The organism is Amycolatopsis regifaucium, assembly GCF_001613935.1.
GTDB lineage: Bacteria > Actinomycetota > Actinomycetes > Mycobacteriales > Pseudonocardiaceae > Amycolatopsis > Amycolatopsis regifaucium.
The window spans coordinates 116,413-134,619 of the sequence record NZ_LQCI01000049.1 but is presented as its reverse complement, the minus strand read 5'-3'; the positions used below and the strand labels follow the sequence as shown (position 1 = coordinate 134,619).

Below are 18,207 nucleotides of genomic sequence, written 5' to 3'. Positions count from 1 at the left end.
CTGACTGCGTACAGTGCGGCGCTACTGCCAGTGCGTGCGGTAGGCGAGCCACTCGCGCATGGCCGAGGCGAGACGCCGTTGCGCCGCGCGGACGCCGGTCGTCGCGGGTGGTTCCGGCAGCCGGCAGGCACGTTCGGCGTGCCCGGCCAAGGCGACGCCGAACGCGGTGACCGCCCAGACCGGGACGCCGGTGAGTACCGGACGCCGCCGCAACAGGCGGTCGACGTCGGCCGGCCCGTGCCCGGCGTCCAGCAGGTACGGGACCAGCGCCACCAGGTCGAGCCAGCCCGCGCCCCTGGCGGGGTAACGCCAGTTGGTGACGAGCACTCGGCCGGTTCCGGTCCGTACCAGGTATTCGGGCTGGATGTCGTTGTGCAGCAACGTGTCCCCGGCCGCCCAGGGATGCCACGACGTCTCCAGCTGGACGAGCCGGTCGAGATTGCGGACGGCCCAGCCGTCGAGGTCGTCCGGTGGTTCCTTCGCGAGTTCATGCCAGCCGCGCAGGAGCGGGCCGAGATCGTCGAGGGCGTCCGGGACGTCGGGAAGCGGACATGGCGTGAGCGTGCGCCCGAGTGCGCCGAACGTGGCCAGCACGGCGGAGAGATCCGGTGATCCGGGGCGCAGGTTCGGCCTGGTGCCGTCGAAGTCGGCGAAGGCGAGCACCAGCCAGTCGCTGTCCACAAAGGACAGCAGCGTCGGCGTGGGCGCTTCCGCGGGCAGTCTTCGCGCGATGGCCGCCTCCGTCCGGTAGCCACCCGCGCGCGGGCTGTTCGCGGGGATCGCCTTCAGGAAGACCCAGCGATGATCGCGTCCGAGTTCGAGCCTCGCGGCGACACCGCCGTCGAATTCGGGGGTCTGCCACAGCGAACGCCGGACCACCGACCCGAGCTCACGCTCCACGGCGTCACGCGTCGCCGACGGCAGGTCATGCCAGCCGAGGCGTGCGGAAACCGGCAACGCCCTACCACCCCCGCGATCTCTCCGAGCCTGTTGGCGAAGCTGAAGACTTACCTCCGAAGTGACCAGACGTGTAACCCGCCACGGCCGAAGGCGCCGCTATCGCGGTGGCAGGACGCCTGAACCACCACCGTGACGCCGATGACCAGGCAGCGTCCTGCCGACGTCGATCGCGGACGGGGTTCACCACCAGACACTCAGAGAAGATCGACTGTACCGAAATCCACCCTTTCGGGTGGCAAGCGGTCAGGTCGGGATGGGCTTCACGTACCCGGCCCAGCGCTGATGCTCGCTGAACCCGACGCGTTCGTAGACGCCGAGGGCGCGGTGGGTGTTGTCCTGGTCGACGTTGAGCGAAGCCCGCTGGAAGCCCTTGGCCTCGGCTTGGACGAGCGTGCGCCCGAGCAGCGCGCTCGCGATGCCGCGTCCGCGAAGGCTCGCGTCGGTCGCGACATGACTGACGTACAGGTCCTTCACACCCGTGGCGGCCTCGTCGGAGGCGAAGAACGCGCTCAGCACCATCGCGACCACCTTGTCCCTGGCCGGGCTCAGCAGCAGGAACGACAGGTCCGGCTGGAAGTCCTTCCCGCCGACCACCAGATGCCGCCACGCCTCCGGGGATTGCGCCGTGCTCCCCCAGTGGTCCGCGAAGGTCTCGTTGCGGGACCGAAGGGTCAAGGCCTCGTACTTCTCCTCGTACGTGACGAGCGGGAACTCTTCGGGCAGCGGCTTCACCGGCGGGATCGAGGCGAGGTCGGCACGCATGTCGACGAACCACCGCGCGTGCTCGTACCCGGCACCGACGAGCACGTCGGAGAGCCAGCGCTGCTTGGTGTTGGCCGCGGCGTGCAGCTCCAGCGGCGCGTCCGGGAAGGACTTCGCGTGGACACGCTTGCCCGCTTCCTCGAACCAGCCGGTGAGGTGCGCGGCGATCGCGTCTTCGCGGTATTCGGGATGGACGAGCGTCTCGACCCGCACCATATGCGCCGGATTCGCCGCGTCGCGACGGCGGAGCAGCCCGTAGGCGACCAGCGTTTCGCCGTCCCACGCGCTGGTGGTCGCGGTGGGCAGGTCGACGTTCGGCGAGGCGATCTCTTCGGCGAGATCCTCGGCGCTGTAGTGCTCGTCGATCGGCTCGACGCGCTCCGCCGCGGCGAAGGTTTCGGCCAGTCGCGGCATGTCGTCCATGGTCAGCGGGCGCCAGGTCAAGCTCATGCCAGGAGGTTAAGCCCGCGCCTCGGGTGACGCATTCCATTTAGTTACGCTTCCGTGGTGCTCGTGCTGCTCCCCCCTTCCGAAACCAAGGCCGCCGGTGGCACCGGCGCGCCGCTGGACCTCGGCGCCCTGTCGTTCCCGGCACTGAACCCGACCAGGGCGAAGCTGGCCGACGCACTGGCCGAACTGGCGGGCGACGTCCCCGCCAGCATCGCCGCGCTCGGCATCACGCCGAGGCAGGCCGACGAGGTCGCCCGCAACGCGGAGCTGTGGTCCTCGCCCACGATGCCCGCGCTGCGCCGCTACACCGGGGTGCTCTACGACGCTCTCGACGTCAAGTCCTTCACCAAGGCGGCGCTGGCGAAGGCCGAGAAGCGCCTCGCCGTCGCTTCGGCACTGTTCGGTGTGGTCGCGGCGACCGACCCGATCCCCGCGTACCGGCTGTCCGGCGGGAACGCGCTGCCGTCACTCGGCTCCGTCCGCGGTGTGTGGAAGCCGGTGCTCGAACCGGTACTCCAGGGCATCGAGGGGCTTGTCGTCGATCTGAGGTCCGGAACCTACTCGGCGCTCGCGAAACTCCGTCCGGACGCGGTGACGGTGCGCGTCGTGACCGAGGACGCGAAGGGCAACCGCACCACGGTGAGCCACTTCAACAAGGCGTACAAGGGAAGACTGGCCGCGGAACTGGTGAAGTCCCGCGCGGAACCGTCCACTGTGGAGCAATTGATCCGGGTGCTGTCGAAGGCGGGACTCGACGTCGAGCGCACCGGGGACCACAGTCTGGAGCTGCTCACCGGAGACGGCGTGCATTAGTTCCGTAGCCCTACGGGCCCCTTCCTCGGTTGTTCCGCCAGGTGCACATGCGGAAAGTGATTTCCAGCCATCTGGAAAGGAACCACCGTGAACAGAAGACAACGGCTTCTGGGGATCGCCACCGCCACCCTCGGCTGCCTCTCGGTCCTCCTGCCCGCACCGGCGGCCGCCGCGAACCTGACCGCCGTCACCCCGACGGATCAGGCGGTCGTCCCCGGTGGACTGCACACCAGTTCCATCGGCGGCACGCCCGCCTCGGTCCGGGACTACCCGTTCATCATCGCGGGCCTGCGCGAAGGCGGGACGCGGCCGCAGGGTCAGACCTGCACCGGTTCGGTCGTCGCCCCGCGCAAGATCCTGATCGCCGCGCACTGCAAGGACGCGGCGGGGGCGAAGAGTTTTCTTTACGGCCTGGACGATCTCAACGCCGGTGGCGGAACGCGGATCGGCGTCGTCAGCTATGAAAAGCACCCGAAGTACGTCAACTTCGACCAGGGTTACGACGTCGCCGTGGTCACCACGGACGCCGACATCCCAGTGCCGGGGGGTCAGTACGCGAAGGTCGCGACGTCGGCCGACACCGAGCTGAACAAGCCGGGCAAGTCCGGGCTCGGACTCGGCTACGGCAAGAAGGACTTCAACGACGACACCCGCAACGTCGAACTGCACAAGTTCACCCTGCCGATCGTGGCGGGCAGCAACTGCAACGGTGTCGGCGCGGGCTTCCGCGACGCCACGATGATCTGCAGCGGCTACAGCGACGGTCACGTCACGATCCTTCCCGGCGACAGCGGCGGACCGCTCATCGTGGACGGCAAGGTCGTCGGTGTCGCGTCGTGGAGCCGTAGCGACTTCAAGTGGTACAGCGTGTACGGCAGGCTCAACAACGACATGGGCGACTGGGTCAAGCAGCAGATCGGCGAGCCGCAGAACCCGGAGAAGTTCTCCCTCGCCGTGACACCGCCCTCGCTCAAGGTCGAGCCGGGCGAGTACGTTTCGGCCACGGTGACCAGCAAGCCCGGTAAGGACGGCGCGGAGAAGGTCGACCTGAGCGCTTCGGGGCTGCCGGACGGCGCGAAGGCCACTTTCCAGCCCGCGTCCATCAACTCGGGCGAGTCGGCCAAGGTGAGCATCGAAGTCCCCGCCGGGACGGCCGAAAAGGACTACGCGGTCACGATCTCGGGCAAGGGCACCACCGACACCGCGACCACGAACCTGACGCTGACCGTCGGCGCCGGTGGTCCGCAGCCCGGCGAGCTCAAGGTGAGCCTGAGCCCGACCAGCGGGACCTCCCAGCCCGGTTTCTTCAGCAACGTCACGGTTTCCGCCACCGGCGGCACCGGCACGATCACGCTTTCGGCCTCCGGTCAGGGCCTGCCGTTCGCGCCGTTCTTCAACCCGAAGACGATCTCGAGCGGTGGTAGTTCGACGATGCAGGTGGTCGCGCCTTTCCAGCGCGGCACCTATCCGGTGACCGTCACCGCGACGGACTCGGCGGGCAAGACCTCCACAGCGACCTACACCCTCACGGTCCAGTAGTACCGCTTCGCGCGTGAAGGTCCCCTTCCCTTCGGCTCGGCCGAAGGGAAGGGGACCTTCACGCGCTTGCCAGCACAGCCATCGCGGCATTGTGCCCGGGGATGCCGGAGACGCCACCGCCCCGGACGGCCCCGGCACCACAGAGCAGCACCCGATCGTGCGCGGTCTCGACGCCCCAGCGACCCACCTGAGCGGCATCCGCGGCGTAAGGCCAGGACAGATCCCGATGGAAGATGTGCCCCGCGGGCAAGCCCAGTTCGGCTTCGAGGTCCAGCGGGGTCTTCGCTTCGATGCACGACCGGCCATCCGGTGAACGGAGCACGCAGTCTTCGATCGGCTCGGCCAGCACACTGTCCAAAGAGGACAAGGTGGCCCGCAGCGCCGCCTCGCGCGCGGTGTCGTCGCGTCCCTCGAACAGCCGCGCGGGCATGTGCAGCCCGAACAACGTCAGCGTCTGCACCCCGGCGGCTCGTTCCGCCGGACCGAGGATCGACGGGTCGGTCAGCGAGTGGCAGTAGATCTCGCACGGCGGCAGCGACGGGATCCTGCCCGCAGCGGCCTCCGCGTACGCCGTCGCCAACTGCCCGTAGCCCTCGTTGACGTGGAAGGTGCCTCCGAACGCCTCTCGCGGGCCGACTCCCGAATCGCGCAACCGCGGCAGCCGTGACAGCACCATGTTCACCTTGAGCTGCGCGCCCTCCGGTGCCGGTGGCGGCTCCTCCCCCAGCAACCGCGCGAGCGTCCGCGGCGCGACGTTCGACAGGACGTGGCCACCCCGCACCACGAACTCGTCGTCGTTCCGCCGGTACCGCACTGAGCCGCCGGGATCGACCGACAGCACCTCCGCGCCGGTCACCAGCCGCGCTCCAGCTGCCCGCGCGGCGGACGCGAGCGCGCCGGTCACCGCACCCATCCCGCCGACCGGCACGTCCCAGTCGCCGGTCTCGTTGCCGATCACGTGGTAGAGCAGGCACAGGTTCTGCCGGAAATCGCCGGCGTCGGCGAAAGTCCCGATCAACGCGTCGGTCAGGACGACGCCGCGGACGGTGTCGTCGTCGAACATCCGGGTGAGCGTTTCGGAGACCGGCCGCTCGAACAGCGCGTCCCACGCCTCCGGGTCGATGCGTGACCGCAGTTCCGCCCTGGACAGCAACGGTTCCGTCAGCGTGGGGAAGGTCCGCTCGGCGACCCCGGAGGTCATCGCGTAGAACCGCCGCCACGCGTCGAAGTCCTTTGTGGACCCGGTGAGCGCGGAGAAAGACGCCGCCGTACGGCCGTCGTCGCCCGTGTCGACAAGGAGACCTCCGTCGCCGACGGGGGTATAGGACGACATCCGCCGCCGCCGCAGCTCCAGGCCGAGCCCCAGGTCCGCGATGATCTTGCGCGGCAGGAGGCTCACCAGGTACGAGTACCGCGAGAGCCGGACGTCGACGCCGGGGAAGGCACGGAACGACACCGCCGCCCCGCCGACCTCGTCACGCCGTTCGAGCACCAGCACCGAACGGCCCGCCTTGGCCAGGTAGGCCGCCGCCACCAGCCCGTTGTGCCCGCCACCGACGATCACGGCGTCGTAGGACTCCATCCCGGCCTCCCCCCGCGAAACGACAGTGCGCCGCGGTCATCGTGACCGCGGCGCACCGCCGTTCGCAAGGACTCAGAAGGTGATGGAGAACCCTTCGATCGTCCCGCTGTCGAACCGGTAGACGTCACGGACCCGCAGCTTCCAGGTCCCGTTCGCCGGTTCGGACGAGGCGTTCACCGTGTACGACGTGTGCACGCCGCTCGCCTCGCCGATCCCTCCCGCCTGCTTGAGGCCGAACACCGCACCGCTCGGCCCGATCAGGTCTATCGCCAGGTCACCGGTGTAGGTGTGCGCGATGTCGACCTTGACCGGCAGCGTCGCCGACGCCTTGCCGTCACAGCCTTCCTGCGTCACCGAACTGGTCACCGCGTCACCCGCGTCCGGAATGGACACCGGTGTCGTGTTGGACTTGGCCCCGCACGTCGGCGTGGGGCCACCGCCGCCGATGAACGACACGTTCAGCAGTTTGTTGACCGTGCCGGACGGCAGTCCCTTGAGCACGCCGTCAGAGGCGTTGCCCACCAGCGCGTCCCGCGTCTGCTGCGCGGTGGCACCGGCGTTCGCGGCGAGGTACAGCGCCGCCGCCCCGGCCACGTGCGGCGTGGCCATCGACGTCCCGCTCATGTTCGCCGAACCACCGTTGGACGTGGACAGCGACGTGATGTTGCTGCCAGGGGCGAAGATGTCCACGCACGAACTGTGGTTGGAGAACGAGGACTTGTTGTCGTTCTCGTCCGAGGCGCCGACCGTGATCGCCTCGGGGATGCGGGCGGGGCTGACGTTGCAGGCGTTCTGGTTCTCGTTGCCCGCCGCCACCGCGTAGACGAAGCCCGCCGCGATGGACTTCTTGATGACGTCGTCGCCGAGCCCGACCTGATCCATCCGCAGGCTCAGGTTCGCGACCGCCGGTTTGGTGCCGTTCGCGGTCAGCCATTCGGCCGCGTCGACGATGGCGGAGTCGGGACCGTTGCCGGAGCAGTCGTTGCCCAGCACCTTCAGCCCGACGAGCTTGACCTTCTTCGCCACGCCGTAGGTCTTGCTGCCGATGGTGCCCGCGGTGTGACTGCCGTGCCCGTTGCAGTCCTTCCCGTTGCCGCCCACGAAGTCCTTGCCGATGGACGCGCGCCCCTCGTACTCCGGGTTCTCCGGGTTGATGCCGGTGTCGAGGTCGTACGCCGTGACGCCCTCGCCCGTGTTCGGGTACGTGAAGCTCTTGTCGCGCGGCAGAGTCTTCTGGTCGATCCGGTCGAGCCCCCAGGTGGGGTTGGTCTGAGTGCCGACGGCGCGCGCGGTGCCGTCCTGGTAGACCGCCTTGACCCCCGGGTCGGCCGCGAGCCGCCTGGCCTGCCGCTCGGACAGGCCCTTGACCGAGAACCCACGGAGCACGTTCTTGTACGCCGACCGGACCTCACCGCCGTAGCGGCCGGTCAGCGCGGCCGAAGACTGCTCGACCGCCAGCGTCCCGACGTCGTGGAGCACCACGATGTACTGGTCGCCGTAGTGCTGGTTCGCCTGCACGACAACGCCTTCCGCCTCCACGGCGAGGGCGTTGCCCGCGGCGAGCGCGGCCAGCGCGGTGGCCGCGACGGCCACCACACCGGCCCGCACGCCGCGGCGCATCAGAGACCCGCCACGTTCAGCAGCTTGTTGGTCGAACCGGAGCCCGGGCTCGTCACGACGCCGGAGGTGGCGGCGGCGGCCAGACCGGACGCGACGGCGGCCGGGGTCGCCGACGGGTGCGACGTCAGGTAGATCGCGGCCGCGCCGGCGACGTGCGGCGTCGCCATCGAGGTGCCGCTCATCTGCTGGGTACCGCCACCGTTGCGCAGCGAGGTGATGTTGGTGCCGGGCGCGAAGATGTCGGTGCAGCTGCCGTAGTTCGAGAACGAGGACCGGCGGTCGTCGCTCTGGGTCGCGTTGACGGTGATGGCCTCACGCACGCGGGCCGGGCTGGTGCCGCAGGCGTCGGTGTTGGAATTCCCGGAGGCCACGGTGTTGGTGATGCCCGCCGAGACGGCGCGGCGCACGGCTGCGTCCACCCCGGAGTCGGCCGGTCCGCCCAGGCTCATGGTGAGCACCGACGGACCCTTGGCGTTCTTCACGACCCAGTCGATCCCGCTGATGATCTGCGAGTACTGGCCGCTGCCCTGGCAGTTCAGCACGCGGACCGCGACGATCTTGGCGCCCTTGGCCACGCCGTAGGTGGCGCTGCCGACGGTGCCGGCGACGTGCGTACCGTGTCCTTGGCAGTCGCGGGCGTCGCTGTCGTTGTCGATGAAGTCGTAACCGCTGGTCGCCCGGCCGCCGAACTCGGCCTGGCGGTAGTCGACACCGGTGTCGACTACGTAGACCGTGGCACCGGCTCCGTCGTTCGGGTAGGTGTACTTCCGGTCCAGCGGCAGGTTCTTCTGGTCGATGCGGTCGAGGCCCCAGGTCGGGTTGGTCTGGGTGCCGGTCATGTGCGCGACCGCGTCCTGCTGGACGAAGTCGACATTGGGGTCGGCGGCGAGCCGCTTCGCCTGAGCCTCGGTCATCTTGGCCGAGAAGCCGTTCAGCGCCGCGGTGTAGGTCGCCTTCACCTGACCGCCGTATTTCGCCGCGAGGCCGGCGTCGCCGCTCTTCAGCGAGACGATGTACCCGTCCGTGACGGCTCCCGGCACACCGGCGCCGCGGATCTGCCCCTCGGCGGCCGCGGCCGGTCCGGCGAAGGCCACGGAAGCCGCTACCGCGGCTCCGGTGAGCACCGCACCCGCGATCCGGTGACGTCGAAGATCTCCACGCATTTCCTGAGCTCCGTTCACTCGAACAGGTGGTTCGCGCCGGCGGGGGTCGAGGCCAGCGCCGTGACGGGCGGTCACGTTGGAATCACTTTCGGGTGGCGGTACCTGCCTGAACAAGCGAGGCAACAGTCCGTAGGACTACGTATCTATTGGGGAAAGCCTCCGTCCCTACGAAAGTTCCGTGACCGTCCGAGCGGGTTCCGTGAGCACTGAGCGCGCGCTTAAGCTGCGTTCACTCGAACGGTGTTGTTCGTGAAGCGGGGGTGACCCGGCATGGTGATCGGTGGATGCCGACGCAGGACGAGTTCGCCGGTACTCGTCGGCCGTGATGCGGAACTACGCGCGATCCTCGACGGCGCGATGCGCTCGCCCGCGGTGATCATGCTCGAAGGTGAAGCGGGCGTGGGCAAGACCCGGCTCGCCACCGAACTGCTGGCCTGTCCCGAACTGGCCGGACGGCCGGTCCTGACCGGGAGCTGCCAGCCACTGCGCGAACCCTTCCCGTACGGCGTCGTCTTCGACGCGCTCAAGGACGTCCGCCCGCCACGCGACCTCAACCCCGTGACCGGCGTACTCGGGCCATACCTGCCGGAACTCGCGGCCTTCCTGCCCCCGCCGCCACCGCGGCTCGGCGACCCGAGGGCCGACCGGCACCGGCTCTTCCGCGCCGTCCGGGAACTGCTCGGCTCGCTGGGCCCGCACGTCCTCCTCATCGAAGACCTCCACTGGGCGGACGACGGCTCCCGCCGCCTGCTGCGGTTCCTGATGACCGATCCGCCGACCGGGCTGACCCTCCTGCTCACCTACCGGCGTGAGGAAACCCCCGGCGGCATTCCACTCGGCAGCGCCTACCGCCCCGCGCCCGGCACCGAACACGTGCTCGTCACGCTCCGGCCGCTGAACCGCGACGGCGTCCAAACGCTGGTGTCGGCGCTGCTCGGCGAGGGAGGCGTCTCGGCGGAGTTCGCCGCGCGGCTGCACGAGCGGACCGCGGGGATCCCGTTCGTGATCGAGGAGGTCGTGCACGCGATCGGTGGCATCGAAGGCGCGGTGCACGCCGACGGCGCGACCGCACGGCGTCTGCTCGACGCCGTCGAAGTCCCGGCACTGCTGCGGGAAGCGACGGTGGAACGGCTCGCCGCCCTGCCGACGGCCGCCCGGCGGATCACCGAGGCCGCCGCCGTACTCGGCACACCGTCCACTTCGGACCTGCTGGCGGCCGCGGCCGCGCTCACCGCCGAACGCGGCCACCGCGCACTCGTCCTCGCGCTCGAACGCAATGTCCTGGTGGAAACCAATGAAGGCGAATACGGCTTCCGGCACGCGCTCGCCCAGCAAGCCGTCTACCGCACCATCCCGGGCCCCGACCGTCAGGAACTGCATCGGCGTGCGGCCCGGCTGTTGCGCGACCGCCTCCCGCAGTCACTGGTGCGGCTCGCCGAACACTGCCGTAAGGCGGGTGACCGGGCCGGTGCCCTGAAGTACGGCGAGGCGGCCGCCGATCAGGCGTCGACGGTCGGTGACCTCGCCACGGCGACGGACCTGCTCCGTACCCTGCTCGACGAACCGGGCCTCCAACCGTCCGATGTGGACAGACTGGCGGTCAAGTTCAGTTCGGTGGCGTGCAACGGACTCGCGCAGGCGGAGGTCGTCCCGGCGCTGGAACGACTGCTCACCGACGGCAGGCTTTCCGGCAGGCTGAGCGGCGAAGTCCGGCTGGGACTCGGGCTCCTGCTGGTGCGCCAGGCAGGTGGGCTGGAGGCGGCCAGGACCGAGATCGAGATCGCCGTCAACGACCTCGCCGACCGGCCCGACCTCGCCGGACGCGGGATGGGTGTGCTCGCCCAGCCGTGGGTCGGCGCGACCCCGCTGCACGAGCACCGCCGCTGGATGGACCGGGTCGACGGGCTCATCGACCGGGCGACCGACCGGCGGCTGAGGATCATCCTGATGGCCAACAACGTCGCGTCGCGGCTGCACATCGGGGACGCTCGCGGCTGGGCCATGCTGGACCGGGCCCCGACCAGCGTCGGTTCGGCCGACGAGCAACGGCATCTGGCGCGGCTGCACTGCAACAGCGCCGACGCCTGTGCCTGGATCGGCCATCACCGGCGCGCCAGGAGCCTGCTGCGCAGCGGGATGCAACTGGCCGCCGACTGCGGCGCACCGTACGTCGTCAGCACCGCTCGCGCGACCGCGGTCCACACCGACTGGCTCACCGGGAACTGGGACGGCCTCGCCGAACGGGCGGGCGCGCTCATCGACGAGTACCGCGACCTCCTGCCGGTGACCAGCGAACTGTGTCTCGTGCTCGGCCTGCTCGCCGCCGCCCGCGGCGAATGGGACGAAGCCGCGGCCCGGTTCGCCGGAACCGCGGCGGACCAGCCGGAGAACGCGTTCACCCCGGTCGCGATCGCCGCGCACGCCGGGATGGCGGGCATGCTGCTCGCGCAGGACCTCGGCGAGGCGGCCGTCGCGCAGGCCGAGAAAGGCCTGGAACTCCTGCGCGCCAAGGGTGTCTGGGCCTGGGGCGCCGATCTCGTCATGGCCGCCGCCGACGCGTACTGCACCACCGGACGGGACGCCGCGGCGCACGCACTGACCGACGAGTTCGAACGCGAGATCTCCGGCCTCGACGCGCCATCGACCCGCGCGGCACTGGCCGCGAACCGCGGGCTCGTCGCGGCCTCGCGGGGAGAGCACGCCGAAGCGATCCTGGCTTTCGAGCAGGCACGCGCGCGTTTCGACACCCTCCCCGCGCCGTATCACGCGGCACTGATCGCGGAGCGGGCCGCGCGGTGCCGCCTGGCCGGGAACGAGGACGTCGCCGAGACCTTCTCCGCGCTCGCCGAGACGTTCGACCACCTCGGCGCCACTCGCGACGCCGCGCGCTGCCGCCACGCGTTCCGCTCCACCGGTGCGGTCGCCCCGTCTCGACGCGGCCGCCGGGGTTACGGCGACGAGCTGTCCCCGCGCGAGCGTGACGTCGCGCGGCTGCTGTCCGCCGGGCACACCAACCGGGAGATCGCCGAGGTGCTGTTCCTGTCGCGGCGCACGGTGGAACAGCATGTCGCGAGCGTGCTGCGCAAGCTGAAGGTGCGGTCGCGGAGCGAGCTGGCCGGGCTGCGTTCGGCGTAGGGCGTAGGGCGTGAAGTACATGATGGCCCCCTTCCTTGCGCCTAGCGCAAGGAAGGGGGCCATCATGTACTGGGGAAGGTGCGGAGGACCGGCCGTCGCCACTCACGACTTAATTCGGTTGCGGGCGCGGAAGAGCGTCCGGCATGATCGTGCGCGATCCGGCAGGAGCCGGTGGATGCGACTGGGAGGTGCCTCGTGCTGATGACTGTCCGGGGCCTTTGCCGCCCCCATCCACTCGCCCCTCGAGGCTGAGCGCGACCACGCTCGCCCGGTGGGGCACCCTGACGAGGAGAACCCACCAGTGCGCAAGCACGATCTCGAAGAATCGCACGCTTTCGAAAAGATCGACCGTCCTCGTCGTGCCCGGCGCGGCCGGTTCGACGACGAACCCGAACCCGACCGCGGCGGCAGGCTCACCGAGGCCGAACGCGTCCGGCTCGCCCGGCTGCGTGAAGACGCCTACACCGAAACCGCCATCCCCGGCGGCGGCGACCGCTGGAGCACCTGGGGCGAAGCCGAGCACGGGCCGTATCCGCGGCCGGACTGGGTGATCACCGAACTCGCGGCGGTGGACACCGAACTCGGCATCCTCAAGACCGGCAAGGAGGCCGACGTCCATCTCGTGCGCCGTGGCCTGCCCGACACGCCGGGCACGGTGCTGGCCGCCAAGCGGTACCGCAGCGGGGAGCACCGGCTGTTCCACCGCGACGCGGGCTACCTCGAAGGCAGGCGGATGCGGCGGTCGCGCGAAATGCGGGCCATGGAGTCGCGCAGCAGTTTCGGCCGCAACCTCATCGCCGAACAGTGGGCGGTGGCCGAATTCTCCGCGCTGAGCAAACTCTGGGCGGTGGGCGCGCCGGTGCCGTATCCGGTGCAACGCGACGGTACCGAGCTGCTGCTGGAGTTCCTCGGCGACGGCGAGACGGCCGCGCCGCGGCTGGCGCAGGTCCGGCCCGAGCCGGAGCAGCTGCGGGAACTGTGGTTCCAGACCTCGGCGATGCTGGAACTCCTGGCGTCGCAAGGGCTCGCGCACGGCGACCTCTCGGCGTACAACCTGCTCGTCCACCGCGAGCGGATCATGGTGATCGACCTCCCGCAGGTGGTCGACATCGTGGCCAACCCCGGCGGGCTGGAGTTCCTCGCGCGCGACGTGCGGAACATCGCCACGTGGTTCCACTCGCGAGGACTGCCTGAGCGGCTGACGGCGGTCCCGGAGCTGATCGAGGAACTGCGGGAGATCGCCGGACTGCGCTGACGTGTCACAGGGGATCCCCATGGGACGAAATCGGTCCCCTGGGGATCCCCTGTGACCCTCGCGCTTCGAGAGCGGTGAAAGCTCTTCCCCGCCACCCGGAAGTGGCTTACCCTCCTTACTGGGAGCGCTCCCATAAACACTGCCGCCGGAGCCCGGCGGCCATGTCCGCATGGGAGAAGGGCGAAGCCGACGTGACGAAACAACGAAGTACCGTCCTGGCCGTCGTGACCGTGCTGCTGGCGAGCGTGCTCGCCGTGGTGCTGAACACCGGCACCGCCGCCGCGCACGGCGCGATGATGAAACCGGGCAGCCGCACGTTCCTCTGCTGGAAGGACGGCTTGTCCCCGACCGGTGAGATCGTCCCGCACAACCCGGCGTGCTCCGCCGCCGTCCGGACGAGCGGCGCGAACTCGCTCTACAACTGGTTCTCCGTCCTGCGTTCCGACGGCGCCGGGCGCACCCGCGGTTTCATCCCCGACGGGCAGCTGTGCTCGGGCGGCAATCCCGGGTACGCCGGTTATGACGGCGTCGGCGACTGGCCGCTCACGCATCTGACGGCGGGCGCGACGTTCGACTTCTCCTACAACGCGTGGGCCGCGCACCCTGGCTGGTTCTACACGTTCGTCACCAAGGACGGCTGGACTGCGAACCGGCCGCTGCGCTGGGACGACTTCGAGGATCAGCCGTTCCTGACCGTGGACCATCCGCCGGTGACCGGCTCCGTCGGGACGGTCGAAGGCCAGTACAAATGGAGCGGCGCGCTACCGGCGAACAAGACGGGGCGGCACATCATCTACTCGGTGTGGAAACGCTCCGACAGCGCCGAGACGTTCTACGGTTGCTCCGACGTCGTCTTCGACGGCGGCAAGGGCGAGGTGACCGGCATCAACGAACCGGGCACGCCGCCCTCGTCGACCACGCCCACCTCCCCGCCGCCGACCGGCGGTTCGTGCATGGCGATGTTCGCCGTCACGAACTCGTGGTCAGGCGGCTACCAGGCCACCGTGACGATCATGAACCACGGCACGACCGCCTACGCCGGCTGGCTGGCGGGCTGGGTGCTGCCGGCCGGGCAGCGGATAGCCGGCGTGTGGAACGGGACGCTGAGCCAAGCGGGGAACGTGGTGAACGTGGTCAACGCGAACTGGAACGGCGCGGTCGCGCCGGACGGCGAGACGACGTTCGGTCTCGTCGTCGAGGCACCCGGGACGGATCCGGCGCAGCCGTCGGTGACCTGTCAGGGAAGTTGAGCGACTGTCCACAGTGTCACGAAGGGGTCTTTCAAGGCGGAACACGTCTTGGAAGACCCTTTCCCGCATCTCCCGGGACGGACGCCGTCGTGGAGACCCTGCCCACAATCGGTCCCTCCCGTTGGGAGTGCGGATAACAGTCCGGTACAGTAGTGCTAGACCGCAATCGGCGGCGTGGATGAGTGGTGTCCGTCGCCTCCAAAGCCAACCGAATGGCTCGCGGTATCCGTATCAACCAATTGGCGCGCGGTGTCATGCAGACGCGGTGTGCCGGGTTCGTCCCTGTGAACGCCCATCTGTGCACACCATCTTGCCCTGCTTGCGCGCGGGCAGCCCGGGCCTCCTTGTGACGTACCACGTCCGAGAGGTATTTGTGACAGTCACGTTCAACTCCGGCCCCACCTCGCCGTCGGCCAGGCAGCACCGTAAGCCGCGCACCCGCCCCGCGGGTGACGGCATGCTGCACAACGACACCGTCGAGAGTGTCAAGGCCACGACCTGGGCGGAGCTCGGGCTTCCCGACCCGCTGCTCAAGGCCTTGGCCGAGGGCGGAATCACCACCCCCTTCCCCATCCAGTCGGCGACCATCCCCGACGCGCTCGCCGGCCGCGACGTGCTCGGCCGCGCGCAGACCGGTTCCGGCAAGACCCTGGCCTTCGGCCTGGCGATGCTGACCCGGCTCAACGGCGGCAGGGCCCGCCCGAAGCACCCCCGCGCGCTGATCCTGGTGCCGACCCGTGAGCTGGCCATGCAGGTCGCCGACTCGCTGACCCCGCTGGCCAAGTCGCTCGGCCTGTGGTGCCGCACCGCCGTCGGCGGCATGGCCTTCACCCGTCAGGCCGACGCGCTTTCCCGCGGCGTCGACCTGCTGATCGCCACCCCGGGCCGGTTGTCGGACCACGTCCGCCAGGGCACGGCGTCGCTGTCGGAGTGCACCTTCATCGCGCTCGACGAAGCCGACCAGATGGCCGACATGGGCTTCATGCCGCAGGTTCGCGAGATCCTCGACCTGACCCCGCGTGACGGCCAGCGTCTGCTGTTCTCCGCCACCCTCGACGGTGACGTCGACCGCCTGGTCCGCGCGTATCTGACCAACCCGGTCACGCATTCGGTCGCCCCGTCGACCGCGAGCGTCACCACCATGGACCACCACGTGTTCCAGGTGTCGCACCAGGACAAGCAGGACGTCATCACCGAGATCGGCGCCCGCGAGGGCCGCACGATCATGTTCGTCCGCACCAAGCACCACGTGGACCGCCTCACCGAGCGCCTGCGCGAAAAGGGCGTCCACGCGGCCGCACTGCACGGCGGCAAGACCCAGGGCCAGCGCAACCGGGTCCTCGCGGACTTCAAGGAAGGCTTCGCCCCGGTCCTCGTGGCCACGGACGTCGCCGCGCGCGGTATCCACGTCGACGACATCTCGCTGGTGCTGCACGTGGACCCGGCCGCCGACCACAAGGACTACCTGCACCGCGCGGGCCGCACCGCGCGCGCCGGGGCGTCCGGTGTCGTGGTCACGCTGGTCACCCACGACCAGCGCCGCATGGTGCGCCGGATGACCGACCGCGCCGGTGTCCGCGCCGAGCAGACCACGGTCCGCCCGGGCGACGCCGAACTGATCCGCATCACCGGTGCGCAGCAGCCCAGCGGCGAGCCGGTCATCGAACGTCGTCGTGAGTCCCCGCGTCGCGGCGGTGGCCGCGGCTACGGTGGCGGCGACCGCGGTGGCTACCAGGGTTCGCGCGAGGGTCACGGTCACCGCGAAGGCGGCCGTCCCGGCGGCTTCCGCGGCCGCCCGCGTCGTGGCGAGTCCGGTGGCGGCAGTGGCCGCCCGCAGCGGCCGAGCCGCGGCCCGCGTCGCAGCTTCGACAGCTGAGCCGAGCCGGCTGGTCCGGCTCCAAGCATGAGATGAAGGGGCCTTTCATCGCAAATTTTGCGATGAAAGGCCCCTTCATTGCGCTCGCTGTGGGGACCACCACGCCCGGCGCCGAAGGCCGGATGGGAGACTGCGGGACGTGAACTCTCCCGCCCCCGCTCCCCAGAACCTCCCTCCCGACCAGGTCTTCGACTGGCTCGACGTGGAGGCTGAGAAGCGGGCCGAGGCCGGACTGGTGCGCAAGCTGCGCATCCGGCAGGCGCAGGAACCGGAGCTCGACCTCGCGGGCAACGACTACCTCGGGCTCGCCCGCGACAAACGCGTCGCCGGTGCGGCCGCGGCCGCCGCGTTGCGCTGGGGCGCCGGGTCGACGGGCTCCCGTCTCGTCTCCGGCACCACCGAGGTCCACGTCGAACTCGAGCACGAACTCGCCCGCTTCTGTGGCGCGCAGGCCGCGCTGGTCTTCTCGTCCGGCTTCACCGCCAACCTCGGGGCCGTCACGGCTCTGTCCGGTGCGGATTCCGCGATCGTCACGGACAAGTACATCCACGCTTCGCTGATCGAGGGCTGCCGGCTGTCCCGCTCGGACATCGCCGCGGTCGCCCACAGCGATCCGAACGCCTTCAAGCACGCCCTCGCGACCCGCCGCAAACCGCGCGCGCTCGTCGTCACCGATTCCGTGTTCTCCGTCGACGGCGACATCGCGCCGCTGGAGCAACTCGCGGCGGTCTGCCGGGAGCACGGCGCGTCACTGCTCATCGACGACGCTCACGGCTTCGGTGTCCTCGGCGAGGGCGGCCGCGGCGCGGTCAACGCGGCGGGACTCTCCGGCGCGCCGGACGTCGTCACCACGATCACGCTGTCGAAATCCCTTGGCGCCCAAGGCGGAGCGGTACTCGGGCCGCGTCGTGTGATCAAGCATCTCGTGGACACCGCGCGCAGTTTCATCTTCGACACCGCCCTCGCGCCCGCCAGTGCCGCCGCCGCGCTGGCCGCGCTCAACGCGCTGAAGGCCGAGCCGGAGCTGGCCACCAAGGTGACCGACGCGGCCGGAAACCTCGCGATGCAACTGAAAGCGGCGGGGTTCCGGGTAAGTCTCCCGGACGCCGCGGTGATCTCCGTGCAGGCGCCGTCCCCCGAAGCGGCCGTCGCGTGGGCCGCTTCGTGCGCGGATCAGGGTGTCCGGGTCGGCTGTTTCCGTCCGCCGTCCGTACCCGACGGCATCTCCCGCCTGCGCCTGACCGCACGGGCCGACCTCACCGAGGCCGAGGTGGACCGCGCGGTCGGGGTGATCACGGCTACCGCACCTCCCGGCGCCACATCGTGAGGTGCGGGATGCCGTCCTCCAAGAACTCCTCGCCTTCGACCACGAATCCGTACTTGGCGTAGAAATCCTTCGCGTACGTCTGCGCGTCGAGCACGCACGGCGCGTCCCCGATCCCCGCGAGGGCGGTCTCCATCAGCCGTCCCGCCAGCCCCTTGCCGCGTGCGCGGACGGCCGTGCACACCCGGCCGATGCGGAAGGTGCCGCCCGCGTCCTGCAACACCCGCAGGTACGAATCGACGGCGACGGAACCCCCGATCCAGAGATGCCGGGTGCCGGGCAGGAGGTCACGTCCGTCGATCTCGTGGTAGGCGCATTCCTGCTCGACGACGAACACGTCCACGCGCAGGCGGAGGATGCCGTGCAGCTGAGCGGCGGTGATCTCGTCACCGGCGACGGACAGCGGGAACGACGAGGTCTCGATGATCGGGGTGTCGGTGCTCACGCCCACTTGTTAGCACATCGGACGTGAAGAAGG

At 70.0% G+C, this 18,207-nt stretch carries 13 protein-coding genes; 7 read left to right on the top strand and 6 right to left on the bottom strand.

The window, feature by feature from the left end:
- Positions 1 to 21 precede the first annotated feature (21 nt).
- Together AVL48_RS32505 and AVL48_RS32500 are read right to left on the bottom strand one after the other, a co-directional pair.
- The gene (locus AVL48_RS32505; protein ID WP_061984360.1) at positions 22 to 957 is read right to left on the bottom strand and encodes a hypothetical protein; all 936 of its coding nucleotides are present in this window, start codon (positions 955 to 957) and stop codon (positions 22 to 24) included.
- A gap of 246 nt (positions 958 to 1,203) precedes the next feature.
- A complete protein-coding gene (locus AVL48_RS32500; RefSeq protein ID WP_061984363.1) occupies positions 1,204 to 2,172 on the bottom strand; it encodes a GNAT family N-acetyltransferase in 969 nt (322 codons plus the stop codon).
- Between the two features lie 57 nt (positions 2,173 to 2,229).
- On the opposite strand from AVL48_RS32500, the gene yaaA reads away from it, so the two are divergent.
- Together yaaA and AVL48_RS32490 are read left to right on the top strand one after the other, a co-directional pair.
- Positions 2,230 to 2,985: a peroxide stress protein YaaA gene (gene yaaA / locus AVL48_RS32495; RefSeq protein ID WP_061984546.1), complete on the top strand. Its 756-nt coding sequence runs from the start codon at positions 2,230 to 2,232 to the stop codon at positions 2,983 to 2,985.
- Between the two features lie 87 nt (positions 2,986 to 3,072).
- Positions 3,073 to 4,524, top strand: a complete 1,452-nt coding sequence (locus AVL48_RS32490) for a trypsin-like serine protease (protein ID WP_061984365.1) — start codon at positions 3,073 to 3,075, stop codon at positions 4,522 to 4,524.
- Positions 4,525 to 4,582: 58 nt separating this feature from the next.
- Here AVL48_RS32490 and AVL48_RS32485 read toward each other — a convergent pair whose 3' ends face one another.
- The 3 genes from AVL48_RS32485 to AVL48_RS32475 all read right to left on the bottom strand — a co-directional run bounded on the left by AVL48_RS32485 (position 4,583) and on the right by AVL48_RS32475 (position 8,889).
- Positions 4,583 to 6,106 (bottom strand): phytoene desaturase family protein, encoded by a 1,524-nt coding sequence (locus AVL48_RS32485; protein WP_061984367.1) that lies wholly within the window; start codon positions 6,104 to 6,106, stop codon positions 4,583 to 4,585.
- Positions 6,107 to 6,178: 72 nt separating this feature from the next.
- Positions 6,179 to 7,726 (bottom strand): S8 family serine peptidase, encoded by a 1,548-nt coding sequence (locus AVL48_RS32480; protein WP_061984369.1) that lies wholly within the window; start codon positions 7,724 to 7,726, stop codon positions 6,179 to 6,181.
- Positions 7,726 to 8,889, bottom strand: coding sequence for a S8 family peptidase (locus AVL48_RS32475; RefSeq protein WP_061984371.1), 1,164 nt, complete (start codon positions 8,887 to 8,889; stop codon positions 7,726 to 7,728). Before AVL48_RS32475 ends, AVL48_RS32480 begins: the two co-directional genes overlap by 1 nt.
- A 270-nt stretch (positions 8,890 to 9,159) precedes the next feature.
- On the opposite strand from AVL48_RS32475, the gene AVL48_RS32470 reads away from it, so the two are divergent.
- The 5 genes from AVL48_RS32470 (at position 9,160) to AVL48_RS32450 (ending at position 17,732) form a co-directional block, all read left to right on the top strand.
- Positions 9,160 to 12,024, top strand: a complete 2,865-nt coding sequence (locus AVL48_RS32470; protein ID WP_061984373.1) for an ATP-binding protein — start codon at positions 9,160 to 9,162, stop codon at positions 12,022 to 12,024.
- A gap of 301 nt (positions 12,025 to 12,325) precedes the next feature.
- Positions 12,326 to 13,279, top strand: coding sequence for a serine protein kinase RIO (locus tag AVL48_RS32465; protein ID WP_061984375.1), 954 nt, complete (start codon positions 12,326 to 12,328; stop codon positions 13,277 to 13,279).
- Between the two features lie 161 nt (positions 13,280 to 13,440).
- Positions 13,441 to 14,529 carry a lytic polysaccharide monooxygenase auxiliary activity family 9 protein gene (locus AVL48_RS32460; RefSeq protein ID WP_167386369.1) on the top strand — a complete coding sequence of 363 codons (1,089 nt, stop codon included), beginning with the start codon at positions 13,441 to 13,443 and terminating at the stop codon, positions 14,527 to 14,529.
- 373 nt (positions 14,530 to 14,902) lie between these two features.
- A complete protein-coding gene (locus AVL48_RS32455; RefSeq protein WP_061984377.1) occupies positions 14,903 to 16,405 on the top strand; it encodes a DEAD/DEAH box helicase in 1,503 nt (500 codons plus the stop codon).
- Positions 16,406 to 16,544: 139 nt separating this feature from the next.
- A complete protein-coding gene (locus AVL48_RS32450) occupies positions 16,545 to 17,732 on the top strand; it encodes an 8-amino-7-oxononanoate synthase (protein WP_061984379.1) in 1,188 nt (395 codons plus the stop codon).
- Here AVL48_RS32450 and AVL48_RS32445 read toward each other — a convergent pair.
- Positions 17,704 to 18,180 (bottom strand): GNAT family N-acetyltransferase, encoded by a 477-nt coding sequence (locus tag AVL48_RS32445; RefSeq protein ID WP_061984381.1) that lies wholly within the window; start codon positions 18,178 to 18,180, stop codon positions 17,704 to 17,706. The two genes, AVL48_RS32450 and AVL48_RS32445, sit on opposite strands and share 29 nt — an antisense overlap.
- Between the last annotated feature and the right edge of the window lie 27 nt (positions 18,181 to 18,207).